A 19509-nucleotide genomic window follows, 5' to 3' on the forward strand; every position below is an offset into this window, starting at 1 on the left:
CCTCGTGCGGAACACAAATAGTCGGAATTACGCGTTAGGTGTCAATGATGCACTCCGCCACCGGATTAACGGCCGCTCAGGAAGCGCTTTCACAGGGGGGGGCGCATCGCCGAGTTTGCATCTCGGTCCTACTCGAACGGGTGGGGACGTGTCGCGTGCACCTGACGCCCGTTAGGTGCAAGCGGGAGGGGACGATGGGGCACACGTCGTGGTAACACCTCAGCAACAGCTCCGCCTCGAACCAGTGGCCGCGCATGTTGCAGGTGACGGGGTGGCAGGTGCGGAAATCCCGTTATGCGATACACCGCTTTTGTAGTTTCCCGGCGTCTTCGCCCCGACTCGTCAACTCGCCGAGCGCCGGGACGCCCCTGGGGGGGTCAGGGAGCGTCGCAGTGGTACGGCCACTACCGAGGCGGCGGCACCGGCGTCCGAAAGCCGCGCGCCCCCCCTGCCCACTCCACCGCGAGTCCGCGCGCACGGAGTCGCGCGATCAGCGCGTCGTGCTCGACCTGATAGGGGAGTGCGCCGTACACCGGCGAATACAGCCAGCGATGGGCGGGTGAGTAGACCGCGAGCGCCCCGGGGGTATCGGGGAGGTCGATGGGTTCGAGCCATAACGAGTCGCTCCCGATCCTCACCCAGCGACTCGTCGTCACCGGTGTGGCCCTGGACCAGCGCGCGGTGCCGACGATCTGCCGCAGCATGCGCGTGGCCCCGCGGGCGGTGTAGAGCGGGAGTCGCTCGTCGACAAACCAGCGGGCGCCGCCGTTCCCTGTCGAGGTGCGCGCCGCGATCCCCGCGGCCACCGGGGCCCCGGTTCTTCGGGCGAGCCACTCGGCGGCGTTCCGCGCGGCCCCCGCCGCCTGCCCCGTCTCGATGAGGACCCACTTCCCGCCCACCTTCAGCGCGCCGGCGGCCCCGATCCAGGGAGAGAACGACGCGAAGGCATCGCTTTCGATCTTCGTCGAGTCGAGCGGCACCGCCCACATGGGGCGACGCTCGCTCAAGAGGAATCGCTGCACGACCGAATCGGCGATGGCGAACGAGTCGGCCGGCGCCGGTGCATTGATCGTGATGGCGAGCGATGTCATGCGCTTGTAGGGGCGCCCCACGCGTCGCACGTCGCGCTGCCGAGGGTACAGGATCCCCGGCGCAACGCGCCCCCAGGCGGAGTACCAGATCTCCACTTCCTGCTCGCCCCAGGGGGCGAGGCCGAAGTCATTGGTTTCGTCGGCGACGAAACGGACCATGGCCGGCAGTCCATCGGTGGAGCGCATGAACCAGATGGCGGGGAAGCCGTCGACCGTGGTGGCGATGCGGGCGTGGATGACACCGTCGATGGTCGTGTCGGCGAGGGTGCGCAGCCCGCCGGCGTCGCGCGCCAGGAGCAGCATGCGTTCGGGGGCGAAGGCGAAGAGCTCCCGGCGCTCGTCGACGTAGGCGATGTTGAGTGGCTGGATCTGCTGCTGGTTGTTGGGCCCGGTCGCGGTGCGCCCGCCGACGGTATCGCGCACGATGTCGACGCTGGAGCCGCTGCCGGGGAGGAAGGTGCGCGTGTTGCGCCACGCGTTGGTGGTGTAGTCGCGCAGGTCGACGTGGCGTTCGTACGACGGGGCGTCGGCATACGGGTGGTCCCCGAAGGCGGTGCGTTGCCAGCTCGTCATCACATCCTGACGCAGCGACGTGATGGCTCGGAGCGCCGGCTCGCCCCCCATGCGAGTGACGGCGCGTTCGATGAGGGCGACGGCGCGTGGGGCGTTGGGGCGGGGCTGCGCGGCGACGGAGGAGGCGATGGACGTCAGCGCGAGAAGCGGGGCGATGCAGCGCATGCGTGGCGGGTGAGAGGTGCACGCTGTACCGCGGCGGCGGCGATCGAGTTTCGCGGGGCGATGAGTGGTGTGAGGTCGGGGGTGCGTCGATGGGGGGAGGGGACGAAGCGATGGGCGGGCGACCGGCGATGGGGGCGCGGTGACGGCGTTGCGCCTACGCTCTGTGCGCCCCCCGCGCTCTGTCAGCGGGCCATTGTAGACTTTCGTGCTTGAGGCACTCGCCATATGCTCGTAGAACGCGCTACGGGCGCTCGCGTGTCTTCGACACTGGGGAACGGAGGGGTGGAAGCATGAGGCGTTTACTGAGCAGTGCACTCGCGACGATCGCGCTACTCGCGCTTCCGCTGGGTGCGAGCGAAGCGCAGCGGCAGTTTCCGTCTCAGAACCCATGGTTCGTCGACATGGTGGAACCCAAGACGATCACGTGGTACCGCGGATGCGCGCGCGTGCATTCGAACACGCTCTTCTGCGACTTCGTCGCCACCGCGCAGGTTCTGGGCGGGACGCCCGGGTACCCCGCCCCCTATACGATCTTCTTTTCGGTCATGCCAACGGACCGGCTGACCTACTACGACATGTGGTCGTGGACGACCCCCAAGGTGCCGGACTGCAGCGGGGCAGACGACAGCTACTGGATTCCCGCGAGGTGCTCCAAATACATGAAGCGGATGACGATTGGCGGTTCCCTGGATTGGTGGGGCGAAGGGGGCGAGTACCACCGACGTCGCATTCTCTTCCACTCCATCTCGACACCGGAACCCGCCTCCATGGCCTTGCTCGCGACCGGGCTGCTCGCCATCGGCGGCGGTGCGCTCCGGCGCCGGCGGCGTATACGTGATGCGGCGTAAGGCAGGGGCGCGAAGTCCATGAGGCGACTGACACCATCGCGCTGCGCATCAACGGCGTCACGGCTCGTGGTGACCTGCGTCATCGCGGCGAGCGCCTGCCGCGCCGGCGAGCCGAAGTCGGGGCGCAGCGCGGACAGAGCCGCACACGCCGACTCAACGCCTGACAGCGCACCTCCGTCAGTCGCAACGGCCGCCGACACATCCCTCGCCACCTTCTGGACGCACTTTCGTGCGGCAGTGTCCGCACGCGACACCGCCGCCATCCTCGCCCTCACCGATCGCGCCTTCGCAACCCGCGGCGAGATGGACTCCGACCCGTGGATTCCCCGCGATTCGGCCGGCGTGGTGACCATTCTCGACTCGCTGCTGACCACAGACCCTGGAATCGGGAGAGAGTCGACGATGTTGGCCATGGTCGCGGCCAGGAGCGCGAGCGAGGTCACACGCGACGTCGTCGCGGGCGAACTCCGCGTCGGGAGTTTCGTTTTCGCCATGCGCGGAGAGCGCTGGCGTTTCGTGAGGGCCTACCTGCCGTGACCGTCGATTGGCGTTAGGCGTTCATTCGTGGTTGCCCGGGCGCTTCTGACGGGGGCGCGGGGCACGGAGGGGACGGACGAGACCTGCGGGCGGCTCGGTCACTGGCGCGCCCGCGCCGCGCTCTCCTCCGTGCTCTCCGTGTTAAGGTCGATCTGGCGGGAGTCGCACGATTTAGTCATGGTGTGTTGTGGCGAGTCATGTACCGCCGCGTGGACCGTTGTCGAAGTCGCATCCGGTCATGGGTAGTCGCGGGGACCGAACGTAGTCTTGCCGAATGACAAGCGGCGAGCGAGGATAGCGGTTCCTCTCGATGGGACAGTGCTCATGCGTCACCCCCTCCATATCCTCGCAGGCTCCGTCGCGCTTGCCGCCTCGATCGCGTGCGCAACCGCGCCGCTCTCGGCGCAAGGCGCGTCCAAACCGGCCGATCCCAGCCTCGCGGCCATTCACGGCAACTGGAAGCAGGTGATCGGCTTCGTCACCGCTTCGGCCGAGGAGTTGTCCGAGGCCGACTACGCGTATCGGCCGGTGCCGACCGTGCGCAGCTTCGGCGAGTTGATCGGCCACGTGGCCGGTTCGCAGAACATGATCTGCGCGGCCGCACTCGGCGACAAGCAGCCCGCCGAGGATGCCGTGGAGAAGGCGGCGAAGACCAAGGCGGCGCTGGTGAAGGCGCTCAGGGAATCGAACGCATATTGCGAGAAGGCGTACGCGATTCCGGCATCGCAGGCGGGTATGTCGGTGGAGCTGTTCGGCGCGCCGTCAACGCGGGCGGGGGCGCTGGCGCTCAACGCCGTGCATGACGGGGAGCACTACGGGAACATCATCACCTACATGCGCATGAAGGGGATGGTGCCGCCGTCGAGCCGGCGGTAGGCGGACGTCTTCGCGAGGAGCGCAGGCGCGTCACCTACGCGAGCACCTGCGCTCCTTCGAGTTTTCCGAGAGCGCGATCGAACGTCACGACTCGCAACGTGTCGCGATCGTAGTCGGCGTGGATGAGCCGATCGATGAATCCCGGCTGCGACTTCGCGACGCTTCGCGTGGATGCATCGGCGAGAACCGCGCGTGCGACACCGGTCGTTCGAAAGTGTGAATCACTGACGAGCGCGAGCAAGGTGCGCACCGCATCGGCGTGCGGCACCTCGTAGTGATGCCGAAGCGCGAAGTACGTCTCGGCGATCACCAGGTCGGAGATGACGACTGGCGAAGGAGACGCCGCCACGAACTCTCGGGCGGCGGTCGCCTGCTCAGTGGACACACCCGTGAGTAATCGCAGGGTGACGGAGGTGTCGAGTCCAGCGCTCACGTCTTTCGCTCGCGGGCACGACCGCGCGCGACGCTGGCGCGTACGGCCTCCATGGAATGGTCCTCGACGGTGTTGCCGTATTTGGCGAGCGCACCGAACCAGCCGGGCTTCCACTCCTGCTGGGTTCCGGCGGATGCGCGAGCGCTCACGCTTTCCGGCGCGTCGAGGATGTAGCGCACCCCCTCGGCGACCAGCTCGCGGACCGTTCGCCCGCGACGGGCGGCTTCCACCTTGAGGCGGCGATAGAGCGCTTCGTCGAAATCGATGGTCGCTTTCATGCTAGCAAGCTAGCAAGCTTGCTTGTCGACATCAAGCCGAGGCCGCGATCGGCGCGCCTACCGCCCACCGTGAATCGCGTCACCGCGCTACCTTCCCCGCATGGACCGACTCTTCCTCATCATCGCGGCCTTGTCCGGGGCCGTCAGCGTTGGCGCCGGGGCCTTTGGCGCGCACGCGCTTCGTGCGCGCCTCGAACCGCGCCTGCTCGAGGTGTTCCAGACCGGGGCGCAGTACCAGATGTATCACGCGCTCGCGATGGTGGGCGTGGCGTGGGTGGCCAGCCGCTGGCCTGGGGCGTTGAGCACCGCGAGCGGCTGGCTGTTCGTGGCGGGGACGGTGCTCTTCTCCGGGTCGCTCTACGCGATGGCGCTCACCGGCGTGCGCGCGCTCGGCGCCATCACGCCGCTGGGTGGTGTGTGCTTCATCGCCGGCTGGGTGACGCTGGCGGTGGCGGTGATGCGCGAGCGCTGACGATGAGCGGCGTTAGGCGGCGCGGTACCTAACCACCGATGAGCCCCATCGTCGTCCCCGAAGGGTCGGTGAAGTAGCCGAAGGTCGCCCTCCCCGGCATCGCCATCGGGTCGCCCAGTCGCTTGCCGCCGGCGGCATCGATCGCGGCGAGCGCGGCCGAGACGTTGGAGGAGTAGACGTAGGCGACGCCGCGCAGGGCGGGTGTGTGCGACTGGAATACGCCGGCGACGCCGGCGCCAGGGTCGAAGGTGAGGAACTGCGGCATCATTGCCTGCGTCCCCCAGCCGAACTGCTCGCCGAAGAAGCGAGCGGCGACGTCGAGGTCGCCGGCGTGCATCTCGAGCGAGCAGACGGTCCCGTCAGGCGGCTTGGGTGCATCGCCGAAGGGGATCGGGATGCGCGGAATTGCGCCTGGCGGAAGGGCGTCCGCGAGCCCGTAGATCGTCCCGGCCGGATCGGTGACGCGTGCGAGTGTTCCCATCATCGGGACCGACCACGGTGCGCGTTCGACGCCCCCTCCGGCGTGCACCACGGCGTCCATGGTTGCGGCGACATTTCGAGTGCCGATGAAGGGGACCATCCCCTGAAAGCCTTCGGGGTTGTTGGCGCGGAGCGTGACGACCGGTCCCGAGGTGAGCGCCGCCGTCGCGAGTTCCGGCGACAGCTTGTGGAGTTGCCAGCCAAAGACCGTGCTGTAGAAGGCCGACGAGGCGGCCAAGTCGTTGGCGGAGAGGACGATCATGAGGACCGGGTGTTCGCCCGTGCCTGGTGGAACCGCTGGCATTCCCGTGCCCATCGTCGTGTCTCCCTTTGGTGGTTCCGCCTGATGGCCGTCACGGCGCTCGGCCCTAACGCCGTCGTACCGGTGGGGGCGTCTCGGCGCGCGGCTGATCTTACCGTCGGGCCGCCGTTCGTCAACACGACTCGTCCCCGACTCTTGCGCGCCGCACCCTTGCATCCCAGAGTTGTGGGACGGGCGACCATCCACGCCCAACCTCCATGGTCCCGCCCCAGCCGGGATCCCTAGCGGGAGGCAAAGGGGGAGACCCTCGGAGGGAGTCCGGAGTCCATAGCATCGCCACCGCAGGCTCGCTGGGGGAGTTTGTGCATGGCGCTTTCTATGGGACACATCCGATGACTCGGCATCGCTGATTTGAAGCGCGTCGTTCGCGCTCGCGCCGCCCGCACGGGCGAATCGTACACCGCGGCCCGGGCCGCGCTCCTCAAGACGTCGACACGCCCCGCCCCCGCAACCCGCTCGACGGCGCTCGTCGACGCGCCGCCAGCTGCATACACGTCCGCGCCGAACGCTCCATCGTCCGCCACTGATGTGCAGACGCCGAGGCCCTCGGAGTACGCACGCCTTGCCGGGATGAGTGACGAGGCCCTCAAGGTGAAGTCGGGGTGTGGCTGGGAGAAGTGGGTGCACTCGCTCGACCACGTGAACGCCCGCGCGTGGCCGCATCGCGTGATCGCGCGGTATGTGCACGAGACGTACAAGCAGCCGTCGTGGTGGGCACAGACCATCGCCGTCGGCTACGAGCGGGTGCGCGGATTACGGGAGACCGGGCAACGGCGCGATGGTCGTTTCGTGGTGAACAGGTCGCGCACCGTGGAGGCCGGAGTGGGGATGTTGTATCGCCTGGTGCGCGAGCCACGAGAGCGCGCCAAGTGGCTCCCTGGCGTGAGGGTGGCGTTGCGGTCGGAGCCCGTGGGGAAGGTGGTGCGTTTCACGCTCACCAAGGATGGGACGTCGCTCGAGGTGCGTTTGGAGAGCAAGGGGCGCGGGCGCGGCGTCATTGCCGTGCAACACGAGGGGATCGCGACCCGGGAGAAGGCCGAGCTGCTGCGCACGTGGTGGGGCGAGGTGCTGGACGCGCTCGTCCTGATGCTCGGCGCTCGTCGGGGCGCGCGACGACGTTAGGCGGGCATCAGCGTCTGCGGCCGTCGCTCACGAGCGCCGTGGGCGTCAGGTGCCGAAGCCCAGTTGCTGCGCGACCTTGCGCTGCTGCGCGTCGAGCGTGAGGAAGGTGATCTCGGTGGGGTCGTTGGCGAGGTAGAGTGCGCAGGCGAGGTGCCAGCAGTCGGCGCTGCGTGTATAGCCCGCGTCCAGCACGCGCTGGATCTCCTCGCTCAGCGGACGCGCTGGGAGGATCCACTGCAGGTCGGCCAGATCGACCTCCTCGTGTGAAATGCCTTCGCGCAGCAACGCGCTTCGCACTTCGGCCTCGAGGAGCGTCGACGCGTACAACCGATCGAACCCCGAGAGGCGCTTCAGCAGGGGCGTGGCCGCTCGTTCGCCCAGCGATATCGCGACGACGCACGAGCTGTCGACGATTGCCGCCTTCACTCGCGTTCCTTGATGAATCGCTTCAGTGCCCCCGGGCGACGCGCCACCGCGCGAAGCCCGACTGCGGTCCCAGGCTTCCGGACCGCGGGCGTGACTTCGCCGCGCGCTTCCATCTCCGCGAGGCGCTGTTCGAGCGTCTGTTGTTGGGGGAGTGTCTCGATCGGGCGCAACTCCGCCGCGGGTTGACCATGCACCGTAATGACGATGGTGCGTCCCTCACGCACCTGCCGGATCAGCGCCGAGAGTTTCGCCTTGGCGTCGTACAGGGAGTATTCATCACGCATGCTGGAGTATATTCTGGTCAGACTAGTCAGTCAATTGTCGGCGCGCGGCGCACGGAGCTCCGCGCAATCGTGACGCCTCCACTTCTCAAGCGGTGACACCCGGTGATGCCCGTTCCGCTCAACGTCGCGCTGGTCGGCTACGGCTTCGCCGGCCGAGTGTTCCATGCCCCGCTCATCGCCTCGGTGGAAGGGTTACGGTTGCACACCATCGTGTCGAGCCAGGAGGCGCTCGTCCGGGAGCACTGGCCGAGCGTGAGAGTACACCGAGAGTTCGACGCCGCCCTGGCCGACCCCGAGACAGACCTCGTCGTGCTGGCCTCGCCTAACGCCGTGCACGCCGAGCAGGCGCATGCGGCGCTGGGTGCCGGCAAGCATGTCGTGGTGGACAAGCCGTTCACCGTGACTGTTGAGGAGGCCGAGAGCGTCGTGGCGCACGCCGAGCGTGCGGGGCGTGTGGTGTCGGTGTTCCACAATCGCCGGTGGGACAGCGACTTCCTGACGGTGCGCAAGCTGATCGCCGAGGGGGCGTTAGGCGAGGTGACGTACTTCGAGTCGCGGATCGATCGGTATCGCCCCGTGGTGCGTGACCGGTGGCGCGAGCGTGCGGGGGCGGGGGCCGGTCTCTGGTACGATCTGGGGCCGCACCTGGTGGATCAGGCGCTGCAGCTCTTTGGTCCGCCGATTGATGTGATGGCCGACCTGGCGATCCAGCGCGAGGGGGCGCAGGTGGACGACTATTTCCATGTGGTGCTGCGCTATCAGCGGCTCCGGGTGGTGTTGCATGCGTCGATGCTCGCGGCGGCGAACGATCTCAGGTTCGCGGTGCATGGGACGCGGGGGAGCTACATCAAACTGGGGACCGATCCGCAGGAGGAGGTGTTGCGGGGCGGTGGCGCGGTAGGCGGGGAAGCGTGGGGCGTCGATCGGCGGCCGGGGGTGCTGACTGTGGCGGAGGGGGATGGGTTCGCTCGGCGAGAAGTAGATGTGGTCGCGGGGGACTATCGGCGGTTCTATGAGGGGGTGCGGGGGCGATTCGTGGAAGCGGGGGAATCCGGTGCGTGGAGAGGAGGGGGTGGAGGTGATGCGGTGGGTGGAAGCCGCTCTTCGGAACTGAGGATCGGAAGCGAGCGGAAGCCGACCGTTTAGTCCTGAACAGTGTGACGCTGGCGAAAACCGAGGTTAGTGGACCGAGTCTGCGAGGGCAGTTCGCCATGTGCGACGCTGCCCTCGAATCGCGGTTGTATCTGGTCTCTTCTCAAATGCCCTCAGTTCGTCCGACCAACCAGACCCTAGGGGTAACCCTGGTGTTCAGTGTCAGACCTTGGTCGTATGGTAGGGGTTGCCACGCTCTACCTGTCTGAGCAGCACCGGCCTTTGGTAACCGACGCCACCGTTTCCACCGAGTTGGGAGGCGATTCGATGTGTGCGGCAGTCTGGCACTTTCGCCGAAAGCGACCGAGTGACACCGCCAGAGATCCCATTTCGTCCGAATTCTTCGCGGACGAGTCGGTTGAGGATGCAGCTCGAGCTCTCGTGCGCGAGTCGATTCAGAATTCGCTCGATGCTCGTTTGAAGAACCGAGACGATCCGGTTGCCATTCGTGTGTTTATCGGCGTCAACGGGGGCGCCGCCCTTCCGTCGACAGCGGCTCGATTCTTCGATGGGGTTTGGCCTCACTTGGGCTCGAAGCGAAGCGGACTTCAATCTCCGCCATCGCCAAGAGATCGATGCAGCTTCCTAACCATCGAGGACTTCTCCACGACGGGTCTGGAGGGCGACCCGGATGAATGGACGCCGAAGGCGGGCAAGCCAAATGCCTTCTATTCGTTCTTTCGCGCCGAAGCCTACTCCGAGAAGCAGGGGGATGATCGGGGCCGGTGGGGTGTTGGCAAACTGGTCTTTCCGAGATCCAGCAGGGGAAGCTGCTTCTTTGGGCTCACCGTTCCAATCACTACCGGCCAACCCCTGCTCATGGGGCGGATGATTCTTCGCCATCATGAGGTCGGCGCTCACGAGTACGTCCCTGACGCCATGTTCGGCGTTAAGAAGCTCCTTCACAACGACCCCGACTTTGTCGCGCCGTGCACTGACACTCAAGTGCATAGGGACTTTCGGCAGGCTTTTGCAGTCAAGCGAACCACCCAACCCGGCTTGTCCGTCGTGGTCCCGTGGCTCGACGACGAAGACTCCTTCACGCTCGACGCGCTCACCAAGGCAATCGCCGCCGAGTACATGCTGCCTGTCCTTCGTGGGCGACTCGTCGTTACGGTCGAAGACGGCGCGAAGAGCCACAAGATTGATCGAGATACGCTTCTCAAGTCTTCCCAGAAATGGATCGACGAATCCATCGCAGATCTTCTGAAGCTGGGCATCTTTGCTTCGCGGATCGACGCAAGAGACGTCGTACAGGTGACATCCCCAGATCAATCGAACGCTCCCAAGTGGGCCGACAAGGCGCTCGCCGACGACGTGATCGCATCGTCCCGCGCGAAACTCGAAGGTGGTGATCCTGTCGCCTTCGAAGTTCCGATTACGGTCCACCCGAAGCAGGGCGCCGCCGGCAGATCGCGCATGAGAGTGCACATGATCGAGGCCGGCCAAGAGGCTTCGAGTACGAGCCCGGTCTTCGTTCGTGAAGACATAACGGTAACGGGTGCGAGGGGCACACGAGTGCCTGGCTACGTGAGCCTCGTTACGATCGATGATGGTCCGCTTGCCACGCTCCTGGGAGACGCTGAGAATCCCGCCCATACGGAATGGCGCCACCACACACGAGGCTTCCGGGAAAAGTATAAGTACCCTAAGGCATTCCTCACGTTTGTTCGTGAGGCCCCGCACAACCTGTTCAGCACAATCTTCAAGGATGCCTTGGAGGAAGATCACTTCGCGCTCGGCGCATTCTTTCCTGATGTGCGAGCCGACAGTGACGCTCGGGCAAAAGGCGGCGACAAGAAGAAGCGCCAGAAACCAGGAGTGGATACAGACGCGCCACCGCAACTCGAGAAGAAGCCACGACGACATGGCTTGCGTCAGGTGGACGGAGGATTCGAGGTAACGGCGGGCGACCCAGGTGCGCAGCGTCCCTCACTCATACGGATCAGAGCCGCATATGACGTCCGTCGCGGAGATCCGCTCAAACGCTACGAACCGTTTGATTTCGATTTCTCGTCTGGGACCATGGACCTGAGCTTCGAAGGTCTTAGGATCAAAGTTGCCAATGAGAACGAGGTGCTTGCCGAAGTCATATCGGACGACTTTCGATTGCGCATCACCGGGTTTGACAGCAATCGAGATGTGTTCGTGCGCGTGACGCTGCCGGAGGGTCGCGATGAGCGTTAGGCATTTCAACTATACGCAGCGCAAGCGTCTGCTTCACGCCGACACGAGCATTGCACTCTCTCGTCGCGCCGAAGAGGTCTCGTTCGACGTGCAACTAAGGCTCGGCAACTACGAGTTTCCTGGCAACTCGGCCGTCGTTGTGGAGGCGTACCGGCAGACAAGCCTGCGACGCTACTCCTTTGGCACGGCGGCCAGCCCTAGTCCGCGAGACTCGACGCGTCTCGATGGTTTTCCTGATGTCGAGTCGCTGCTGTTTCGCGTCAAGATCATCGACCCTGCCAACGGAAAGCTGCTGGCGGAAGCGGATAAGATAAAGCCAGTAGACCCGGACGGCGGTGAACGACCCTCTCTGCTTCGTGTCAGGTCAGACAACCTCTCCGGCGAGGCCTGGAAACTCGCATTCGAGGACGATCACCCCGTGCTTGTTATCGAAAAGAGCTACGGCCCCTACCAGTCCTTGCTCGCCTCACCTCATTTCCGCTGGCTAGTACTTCCGCAGCTCCTTCGATCACTCCTCAAGCGAGCCATGCTTGAAGATCTCGACGAGCTTCTCGACGAGACTTCTTCTTCGTGGCAAAATGCGGTAGTGCGCCAAGCACGAGTGTTAACTGGAATGAACCCACCTGACGGAGACGACGAGCAAGAAGTCGACGATTGGATTACATCTGCCGTGCGCGCCTTCTGCAGACGCCACGGACTAGCACAACGGTACCACGCAGATGTGTTTGGGGGAGGCGAATCGTGAATCTTCGCGAGTTCAATGCGGAGGGTATTCAGGAGGCGCACTCCTTTCTGGAGCTGTTGCGCACAGGGGAATCTCTACCGACACCCTACCAGCTTCTCGAAGACGACGAACTTTCGTCCGAGTTGCCCGTGTCGTTGAAAGGGCTCGCACATTCGTTCGAATCGAGATTCGAAATGGCGCTACGCATGAACACCGTGCTAGCGCCGGTTCTCAACTCACCGCGAGCGGACAGTGTCGGTATGTGGACTTGGCTCGCGCTGCTATTCCTCGATACGCTTGCACCGCAAAAGGCCAACGGATCTCGAAAGATCGGAGACCAGGCGTTGTACATTCTAGAGCCGGACAACTGGCGTCGATATTATCGCCATCTCTTGGCGGGTCCTTGTCGCGTAATGCGCGCACACTGGGACGAACTTCACGTCACTCAGGCGATACTTGCAGGTAAGCCAAGCGTCCCGGGAGAGCTCTACGAGCAGATCGCTTCGCGGCAGGAGGTAATCACTAGCGCCGCGCTCCTTCGTTTGACACGCCGACTTTATTGGGACGCGTCCACGAAGGGGCTCAAGCGCGGCGCAGCCTCGAAAGGGGCCGGGAGCGCACGGCGACTTGCGGCGCTCTTGCTGCAACTGGATCTGACTTGGGACTTCATCGAGATGACAGACGACGCGATGATTAAGCTGCTTCCGACACGCGAGTTTGCGCGATTCACTGGCGCATGAGAGGGTCGCGCCGCGGAAGCCCGGATCGCCAAGTTCACGTCACCGAGTGCAGGTACCAGGTGGCACTGGATGCCCTACGATCGTCATCACGACTTGCATTGACGTCGCGTTTCCAGAATGAAACGTTCAAGCGAAAGCACGCGTTCGCGAACAGTCGTGGGATAGCTCTTGTGGAGTGACTTGGGAACGACCAGCACCACCCCCTCCTCCGTCATCTCGCGAAACTGCTCCTCCGACACCCCCTCCTGCAGCGTCAGCAGTGCTTCATCTCCACCCGTCGCGCCTCATTCAGAATCTGCCGCCAGCGGTCCTTCACCGTCGTCTTCGCGGCAAGCATGCGCAGCTGATCGTCCCGCCGATTCCCATCCCAGTAGCTCTCGATCGACGGAAAGATGAAATCCGGCTTCCGACTCCCCTCGGTGTGCGCGCCGTGAGAGAACGAGAGACCCTCCTCCCGGAAGATCCCCGCCAGTTGCAACTCGAGTGACCGTCCGGACCGGCTCTTTCGCCGATTCGTCACCGTGTGCGCATACTCAGGAAGGCTTCGACTGAGTCGAAAGGGTGCTGCAATCGCGGAAGCACGTGGTGTGCCTCGACCGATCGGAACATCTCGTATTCGCACTGCCGTCGGCGCATCAGTCGATCGTCGGCCGCAAGCGCGCGCGAGCTTGGTAGGCTCTCGATGACGCGCGCGATAATTTCGTCCCCTGTGGGTATTCGTGCTTTCCACGATTCCGGCATCGTCGCTGCCGTCAACGCACACGGGCGATCAGCTGCGATCAAGACGTCTGACAGCAGGACGCCCGTTGAGGTCAGCACCAGGCCTACGCCTGGCTCTATTGGCCCGACGCGATCGACGATACGATCATGTTCCTCGAGATTCCGCGATATCCAAACGCGCAGTCCATCGGCATCGCCCGCACCGATGCGGTGGTACGCGAAGACGACCAGCGAGCCTGTGGATTCGGAGGACACGACTGGAGCGTCTGTTGCTCCCCAGCGCGTCAGCCGCGCTTCATCGCGCCCGTTAGGTTGGCCCAGGCGCTTGGAGTTGTACCAGACGAGGCGAAGATTCGTCGTGTAGTCGCCGTGCGAATCGACGATCGCGTCGAAGAAGAGATCGGGGTTCTCTTCTCGCTCCGCACGATGGCAGAGGTGCGGGAAGACCACACGCAGCACCTCCTTGGCGACGTACGGACCGCCCTGGTGCACGTTGGCCTTCGCGTAGGTGTCGTTGGCCGACAGGTACTTCACGTACCAAAGCCAGTCCGACCCGGACACCTGTTCGAACCCCTCCGCGAGTTCGTTCTCCTCAGCCACCCTTCCCGCTCCCCGGTCGCGCTTGCTGAATTTTGCGCTTGAGCGCAGCGAGGCGGGAGGGGGAGAGACTGCATTCCCAGACAACTATCGGCGTCCAGCCGAGTCGGCGCAGCTCGCGCAGGTTGCGGCGATCCCTGGCGACGTTCTGGGCAAACTTCGCGTGCCAGAATTCGCGGTTGCTCGAGGGAGTCGTGGCATATCGACACGACGAATGTCGATGCCAGAAGCAGCCATGCACGAGGACTGCGACTCGATAGCGAGCCAGTACGACGTCCGGACGCCCAGGCAGATCGCGTCGATGCAGCCGAAAACGAAACCCCTCTCGATGCAGGAAGCGCCGGACGGTGAGTTCCGGCGCCGTATCCTTGCCACCGATGCCGGCCATCATCCGGCTGCGCGTTGCGCGGTCGACGATATCGGCCACGTCAGTCCGCGGCTTCGAACTCCAGCGAGAGCTGCCGGCGACGTGGGCGATAGGCCTCACCCTCAAGATGCGGGCGCATCGCGGCCGCGATCGCCTCCACCAAGGGAACCACGACCGAGTTGCCGAACTGGCGATAGGCCTGCGTATCCGAGACGGGGATCTCCCAGCGTCGGTCGCCGCGGTCGAAGCCCATGAGTCGCGAGCACTCGCGCGGCGTTAGGCGACGCGGATTGCCGCTTCCCGCTTCACGAGGATCTCGGAACCGTCCTTGTAGTATCGTGCCGACAGTGTTCGGGCGATGTCGTTCGGTCCCACGAGCCCGAAGCCGAAGCCGTTACCCTTCGCGCGATGCTTGTCCGCGTAGTCCTGCAAGTACTTCCACAGATGATCGGTGAGGACGTACTTGGCGTGCGGGCGTCCCTTCGCGTCGATGAAACGGTCGTCCGCCACCCCTGCCTCATCCTTGGAGTGTAGGATGTCCCGAAGCACGGGCCAGTGCTCCTGCGCCGGGATGGCCACGTCCTCCCAACTGAAGTCAGTGTCCTCTCGGAATCCAACCAGGAAGATTCGTTCGCGGTGCTGCGGGACAAACGCGCGTGCGTTGATCACCTTGGGCCAGACGCGATAGCCGAGCTTTTCCTTCAGCGTCCGGACAATAACTGCGAACGTGCGACCACCGTCATGTCCCTGCAGGTTCTTCACGTTCTCGAGGAGAAACGCCTTCGGGCGATGATGCTCGAGGATTCGTTCGACCTCGAAGAAGAGCGTCCCCTGCGTCTCGCACTCGAAGCCGTGCTTGCGACCGAGTGAGTTCTTCTTCGAAACGCCGGCGATGCTGAACGGCTGACACGGAAAGCCGGCGAGAAGGACGTCGTGCTCCGGAATGTCCTCCGGAGGCGACCTTCGTGATGTCGCCGGCGATGTGATGATCACCGAAGTTCGCGCGATATGTGCGCTGCGAGTGCTCATCCCACTCGGACGTGAAGACGCATTGTCCGCCGATCGACTCGAATCCGAGCCGAAGGCCGCCGATACCAGCGAAGAGATCAATGAACCGAAACGAGGGTGGCGATTCGCGCACCACACTCACCTTCGGTTCGAGTCGGCGCCGCAGCTCCGCGAGTTCGAGCGCGCTGGGTTCGTGCTTGCCGCTCTCCCAGCGTTTCACGGTCGCGAGCGAACAGTCCGCGACCTTCGCCAGCTGTGACTGGGAAAGGCCGTTGCGGATGCGCAGGTCGTGCAGCTCGATGGCGACCGACGGCTTAGCGGGTTTTCTTCGGGCGGAAGGCACGGTGACAATCTGACACCGAGTTGTCCCGTGGGGCAAGAGCCACCCGACGTCTGCTCATCTCTCCGCCGCGCAGTGCTCAAGCGATCAACAGGACTCGACGCCTGGCACGCACGCCCAGTTGCGCCATCTAGCGATCCCGCGACTCTGACCCACGACGCGACGCCCGCGATGTCTCGCCAATGTCGCAGCCATCGCAACCCCAAACCGACGCCCCATCACCGTGTTCCGATCCAACCTACGGCCCAACCGACAATCACTCGCCGAGTACTGATCTTCCTCCTCACCCAACCGACGCCAAAGCGCCGTGTCCCGATGAGCGACCGCACCTAACCGATGATCGCTCGCCTTGTTCTGATCATCCGAAACGCCGTATCGAGGCGCGCACCCCGTGCGCTGATCATCGGTCGCGCTCCACCGAAGAACGCGCGCCTCATATCGATGACCGGCCGCACCAGACCGACGATCGCTCGCCACGTTCTGATCGTCTGCAACGCCCAACCAACGTGAGCGCGCGGCGAACCGATCCTTTGTCACGACCTACAGGCTTTGGGTCACTTTGTACTGATCATCCGTCGCGCCCAATCGACGCGTGTTCGCGGCGTTCTGATGGCCCGTCACACGTGACCGACGAACGAGCGTCGCGTACCGGCCCTCTATCACCCCGAACTGAGGGTCTGCCACGCCACACCGGTGAACGAGCGTCGCGCACCGCTCCTCTCTCACGTTCAACAGGCGACGGCGCGCCAACTGGTCATCATTCGTCGAGCCACATCGACGACAACGCAGCGCGAACACATCCTCGCGCGAGCCCGACGCACGCGCACACGGCACATCTACATCCTCGCGCGAGACTCACCCGCGCTCACGCACGACACTGACGTCAACCCGTCAGTTGACAGTCGATCGCGCGCGACACGCATTCGCGCCAACGTTCACAGAAGATCGACGCGGCACTTCGACCCGCGAATCGTCAGCGCGAACGAGCCCTCGCGATTCGATCGACGACCGTCGCGCGATCGCTATCGCTCGCGCGTGTGCGATGGCACCGACCATCTCGCCCGATAACGCCTTCCGTACGGCACGCGGAAGTCGCGGCAAACGAACGCCGAGGCGCTATCCGCCGCCCACCATCCCCGGCCACAGTTCCTCCCCTGGCACGATCCCCCTGAGGAAGGCCGCCATCGGCAGCGCGGAAATCACCCCATCGCGCTCCGCCACCTCGGCGTCGGTGACGGCGATGAGGCGAGCCACCACGCGCTCTTCGTCGAGGACGGCTTTGGACGGCGTTTCCGTCCAAATCAAGCCGATGTGGACGGTACATCCGTCCAGATCCGGCTTCTTGGCTACTCGCCACCCCCCGCCACCTCCCACCGCGCCCCACGCCCCCGCCCAAGACACCGCACCTTCCCCTCCCGCTCCAGCTCCTTCACCACCCGCCGCACCGCGACCATCGACGCCCCCGCGACTTCGGCGCCGATCTCGGTCAGCGCAAACCGCTCCCGCCCCGGTCGCATGACAGCCACGCGCACCCGCTCGTCCACCGAACCGGCGTCGTCCAACGACAGCTCGCCCTGTGGCGTCTCACGCACGATGGACGGTGGCGGTGCTGCGCGATGAGCCGCACACGCCACAAAGAAGCGGTGCGTCCACTGGTTGGCCAACTTGCGATTGCCGGCGAACACGATCGGCAGTCGAGGATGCATCACCGTGAGCTCGGCCAGCGCGCGAGCCACGAACGGGGCCGGCCAGCGCCCCTCCAGGCGCTTCTCGTCGATGAAGTCCGCGTACTGCGCCTCCACCACCAGCGCACTCCACGCGTACTGCCCCAGGTGCGCCAGCGCGTGGTGCAACGCCTGGATGGCGCCGAGGTCACCCAGCAGGTTGTCGAACGACTTGCGCTCGACCACGGCGGCAATGCGCTCTCCATCGAGCAGGGCGTAGTCGCCAGCGGGCAACTTGCGCGTGGTGACGGCCGCTCCCGGAAACTTCCACGCATATCGCTCGCCGCTGTCGATCACCAGTTGCAGCTCGGCGTCGCCACCTCTCACCTCGAGGCGGGAGCGCGAGCGGTGGGAGCGGATCCCCGCCTCGGTGCGAAAGAAGACCTGTTCGTAGCTGCCGGGGCGATCGCGATACGGCTTGGCGATGAAGAGGAACTCGCAGCGCTTGCGCAGCGGGCGGTCGAGGACAATGGCCAGCTTGCGGCCGAGTTGCGTGCAACTGATGACGGGGACGCGTTCGACGAGCGTCATCGGCTCCTCCGGCTCGGAGCCGTCCTCACGCAGGCAGAAGACCTGTTGTCCCGGTCCGGGCCACGCGGCGCTTGCGCGCACGGCGAGCAGGGTGCGCCCGTCTCGTTCGACCGCCACGCGGAAGGGGAAGCGGGGGTGGGTGGTGCGGTGCACGGTCCAGTGGGTGGTCATGCGTCGTGGTCCGAATGCCGTCGACGTGTTGCCCGGCGTGCACGTCCACTCTCGCCGACGGGCGGCAGGACCTCGAGGACACGGGTCAGTGGAACGGCCTCGACCCGATCAGCGAGCGGGAAGACCTCCGTGCCTCCGTGCACGACATACAACCGATCGAGCCGCAGGTCGGCGAGGGCCGAGCGCATGGACGGCGTGAGCTTGGGCGACGAGGTCCGCTTGAACTCGACCCCCACTCGCGTCTCCCCGCGCACGACGAGCAGGTCGAGCTCTGCGCCGGCTTGTGTCCCCCAGAAGTAGGCCTCGCCTGGGCGCGCCTGCAACTGATCGAGCACGACGTCGAGCGCGAACCCTTCCCACGAGGCACCGACCTTCGGGTGTGAGTCGAGCTGCGCGATCGACGTCACGCCCAGCAGGGAGTGGAGCACGCCGGCATCCCGGAGGTAGACCTTGGGCGCGCGCACCTGACGCTTGGCCAGGTTCTCGTGCCATGGCGGCAGCTGGCGCACCATGAAGGTCTCGGTGAGGACATCGAGATAGCGTTGCACCGTGGTGTGCGCGACGCCGAACGCCCGGGCGAGTTCGGACGCGTTCCATGTCTGCGCATGATAGTGCGCGATCATCGACCAGAAGCGACGAAGCGCGGGGGCCGGGACGCGCAGGCCGAACTGGGGAATGTCGCGTTCCAGGAACGTGCGGATGAATGCCTCGCGCCATTCAGCACTCGCGGCGTCAGTGCGGGCCAGGAATGCGCGCGGGAACCCTCCCCGCAGCCAGCGGCGCCCGAGCCGCGCGACCCCAACGTCCTGCAGCCGAAGCCCCGTCAGTTCGTGATATGCGATGCGGCCGGCCAGCGACTCGGCGCCCTGGCGCAGCAATTCGGGCGACGCACTCCCCAGCAGCAGGAACCGACGCTTGACCGCGGTGTCATCCGCGAGGACGCGGACGGTGTTGAACAGGTTGGGCGCGTGGTGGACTTCATCGATGACGACCAGTCCCCTGAGCTCCCGCAGGGCGAGCAGCGGATCGGCGAGCCGTGCGGCGTCGGCCGCACTCTCCAGATCGAACCAGGTGGATGGCCCTTTCCACGTAGCGACAAGCTGCCGCGCGAGGGTCGACTTCCCCACCTGCCTGGCACCCAGCACTCCGACGACCGGGAACTCGCGCAGGAGGGTCTTCACGCGGACGACGTCGGCCGGTCGATCCAGCAGTTTCGCCATATCGCAAATTGAGCGTGTGTCGCTCAATTTGCAAGGTACTGGCTTCTACTGCAACGGAGGATCCCTGCGGGTGCACCGACCCCGTCGGCGCCGCGGCCACGGCGATGCCAGACCCTTCTGA

The 19509-nt window shown here is 65.2% G+C and carries 21 protein-coding genes and 2 pseudogenes; 9 read left to right on the forward strand and 14 right to left on the reverse strand.

Annotated elements, in window-relative coordinates; all coding sequences use genetic code 11:
• Positions 1 to 404: 404 nt before the first annotated feature.
• Entirely contained in the window at positions 405 to 1829 is a 1425-nt protein-coding gene (locus IPN47_26315) for a hypothetical protein (protein ID MBK9411497.1), read from the reverse strand.
• 401 nt (positions 1830 to 2230) lie between these two features.
• Between IPN47_26315 and IPN47_26320 the strand changes: the two genes are divergently transcribed.
• From IPN47_26320 to IPN47_26330, 3 genes are all read left to right on the forward strand, one after another.
• Positions 2231 to 2677: a PEP-CTERM sorting domain-containing protein gene (locus tag IPN47_26320; protein MBK9411498.1), complete on the forward strand. Its 447-nt coding sequence runs from the start codon at positions 2231 to 2233 to the stop codon at positions 2675 to 2677.
• A gap of 237 nt (positions 2678 to 2914) precedes the next feature.
• On the forward strand, positions 2915 to 3214 hold the full coding sequence (locus IPN47_26325; protein ID MBK9411499.1) for a hypothetical protein: 300 nt from the start codon (positions 2915 to 2917) through the stop codon (positions 3212 to 3214).
• Positions 3215 to 3481: 267 nt separating this feature from the next.
• Entirely contained in the window at positions 3482 to 4090 is a 609-nt protein-coding gene (locus tag IPN47_26330) for a DinB family protein (GenBank protein MBK9411500.1), read from the forward strand.
• A 34-nt stretch (positions 4091 to 4124) separates the two neighbouring features.
• Here IPN47_26330 and IPN47_26335 read toward each other — a convergent pair whose 3' ends face one another.
• A complete protein-coding gene (locus tag IPN47_26335; protein MBK9411501.1) occupies positions 4125 to 4475 on the reverse strand; it encodes a hypothetical protein in 351 nt (116 codons plus the stop codon).
• A 44-nt stretch (positions 4476 to 4519) separates the two neighbouring features.
• The gene (locus IPN47_26340) at positions 4520 to 4801 is read right to left on the reverse strand and encodes a hypothetical protein (GenBank protein MBK9411502.1); all 282 of its coding nucleotides are present in this window, start codon (positions 4799 to 4801) and stop codon (positions 4520 to 4522) included.
• Between the two features lie 100 nt (positions 4802 to 4901).
• On the opposite strand from IPN47_26340, the gene IPN47_26345 reads away from it, so the two are divergent.
• Positions 4902 to 5273 (forward strand): DUF423 domain-containing protein, encoded by a 372-nt coding sequence (locus tag IPN47_26345; protein ID MBK9411503.1) that lies wholly within the window; start codon positions 4902 to 4904, stop codon positions 5271 to 5273.
• 28 nt (positions 5274 to 5301) lie between these two features.
• Here the strand turns inward: IPN47_26345 and IPN47_26350 are convergent, their stop codons facing one another.
• A complete protein-coding gene (locus IPN47_26350) occupies positions 5302 to 6015 on the reverse strand; it encodes a VOC family protein (protein MBK9411504.1) in 714 nt (237 codons plus the stop codon).
• Between the two features lie 630 nt (positions 6016 to 6645).
• Between IPN47_26350 and IPN47_26355 the strand changes: the two genes are divergently transcribed.
• Positions 6646 to 7197, forward strand: coding sequence for a hypothetical protein (locus IPN47_26355; GenBank protein ID MBK9411505.1), 552 nt, complete (start codon positions 6646 to 6648; stop codon positions 7195 to 7197).
• A 45-nt stretch (positions 7198 to 7242) separates the two neighbouring features.
• Here IPN47_26355 and IPN47_26360 read toward each other — a convergent pair whose 3' ends face one another.
• Entirely contained in the window at positions 7243 to 7623 is a 381-nt protein-coding gene (locus tag IPN47_26360) for a PIN domain-containing protein (protein ID MBK9411506.1), read from the reverse strand.
• Positions 7620 to 7907, reverse strand: coding sequence for a type II toxin-antitoxin system Phd/YefM family antitoxin (locus IPN47_26365; protein ID MBK9411507.1), 288 nt, complete (start codon positions 7905 to 7907; stop codon positions 7620 to 7622). Before IPN47_26365 ends, IPN47_26360 begins: the two co-directional genes overlap by 4 nt.
• A gap of 105 nt (positions 7908 to 8012) precedes the next feature.
• On the opposite strand from IPN47_26365, the pseudogene IPN47_26370 reads away from it, so the two are divergent.
• From IPN47_26370 to IPN47_26385, 4 genes and pseudogenes are all read left to right on the forward strand, one after another.
• Positions 8013 to 9021: pseudogene (locus IPN47_26370) on the forward strand (oxidoreductase).
• A 419-nt stretch (positions 9022 to 9440) separates the two neighbouring features.
• Complete coding sequence (locus IPN47_26375; protein MBK9411508.1) at positions 9441 to 11246, forward strand: hypothetical protein; 1806 nt, start codon at positions 9441 to 9443, stop codon at positions 11244 to 11246.
• Complete coding sequence (locus IPN47_26380) at positions 11236 to 11991, forward strand: hypothetical protein (GenBank protein MBK9411509.1); 756 nt, start codon at positions 11236 to 11238, stop codon at positions 11989 to 11991. The genes IPN47_26375 and IPN47_26380 overlap by 11 nt, the downstream gene beginning before the upstream one ends.
• Positions 11988 to 12710: a hypothetical protein gene (locus tag IPN47_26385; protein MBK9411510.1), complete on the forward strand. Its 723-nt coding sequence runs from the start codon at positions 11988 to 11990 to the stop codon at positions 12708 to 12710. Before IPN47_26380 ends, IPN47_26385 begins: the two co-directional genes overlap by 4 nt.
• A gap of 86 nt (positions 12711 to 12796) precedes the next feature.
• On the opposite strand, the gene IPN47_26390 is transcribed toward IPN47_26385, so the two are convergent.
• The 8 genes and pseudogenes from IPN47_26390 to IPN47_26425 form a co-directional block, all read right to left on the reverse strand.
• The gene (locus tag IPN47_26390; GenBank protein ID MBK9411511.1) at positions 12797 to 12949 is read right to left on the reverse strand and encodes a hypothetical protein; all 153 of its coding nucleotides are present in this window, start codon (positions 12947 to 12949) and stop codon (positions 12797 to 12799) included.
• 14 nt (positions 12950 to 12963) lie between these two features.
• Complete coding sequence (locus IPN47_26395) at positions 12964 to 13230, reverse strand: hypothetical protein (protein MBK9411512.1); 267 nt, start codon at positions 13228 to 13230, stop codon at positions 12964 to 12966.
• On the reverse strand, positions 13227 to 14030 hold the full coding sequence (locus IPN47_26400) for a hypothetical protein (protein MBK9411513.1): 804 nt from the start codon (positions 14028 to 14030) through the stop codon (positions 13227 to 13229). The genes IPN47_26395 and IPN47_26400 overlap by 4 nt, the downstream gene beginning before the upstream one ends.
• The gene (vsr, locus tag IPN47_26405) at positions 14023 to 14454 is read right to left on the reverse strand and encodes a DNA mismatch endonuclease Vsr (GenBank protein MBK9411514.1); all 432 of its coding nucleotides are present in this window, start codon (positions 14452 to 14454) and stop codon (positions 14023 to 14025) included. The genes IPN47_26400 and vsr overlap by 8 nt, the downstream gene beginning before the upstream one ends.
• A 1-nt stretch (position 14455) precedes the next feature.
• Positions 14456 to 15754 (reverse strand): annotated as a pseudogene (dcm, locus tag IPN47_26410) (DNA (cytosine-5-)-methyltransferase).
• Between the two features lie 1104 nt (positions 15755 to 16858).
• Positions 16859 to 17047 (reverse strand): hypothetical protein, encoded by a 189-nt coding sequence (locus IPN47_26415; protein MBK9411515.1) that lies wholly within the window; start codon positions 17045 to 17047, stop codon positions 16859 to 16861.
• Positions 17048 to 17088: 41 nt separating this feature from the next.
• The gene (locus IPN47_26420) at positions 17089 to 18168 is read right to left on the reverse strand and encodes an ERCC4 domain-containing protein (GenBank protein MBK9411516.1); all 1080 of its coding nucleotides are present in this window, start codon (positions 18166 to 18168) and stop codon (positions 17089 to 17091) included.
• Complete coding sequence (locus IPN47_26425) at positions 18165 to 19388, reverse strand: ATP-binding protein (GenBank protein ID MBK9411517.1); 1224 nt, start codon at positions 19386 to 19388, stop codon at positions 18165 to 18167. The genes IPN47_26420 and IPN47_26425 overlap by 4 nt, the downstream gene beginning before the upstream one ends.
• Positions 19389 to 19509 lie beyond the last annotated feature (121 nt).

Source organism: Gemmatimonadota bacterium (genome assembly GCA_016719105.1).
Classification (GTDB): domain Bacteria; phylum Gemmatimonadota; class Gemmatimonadetes; order Gemmatimonadales; family Gemmatimonadaceae; genus SCN-70-22.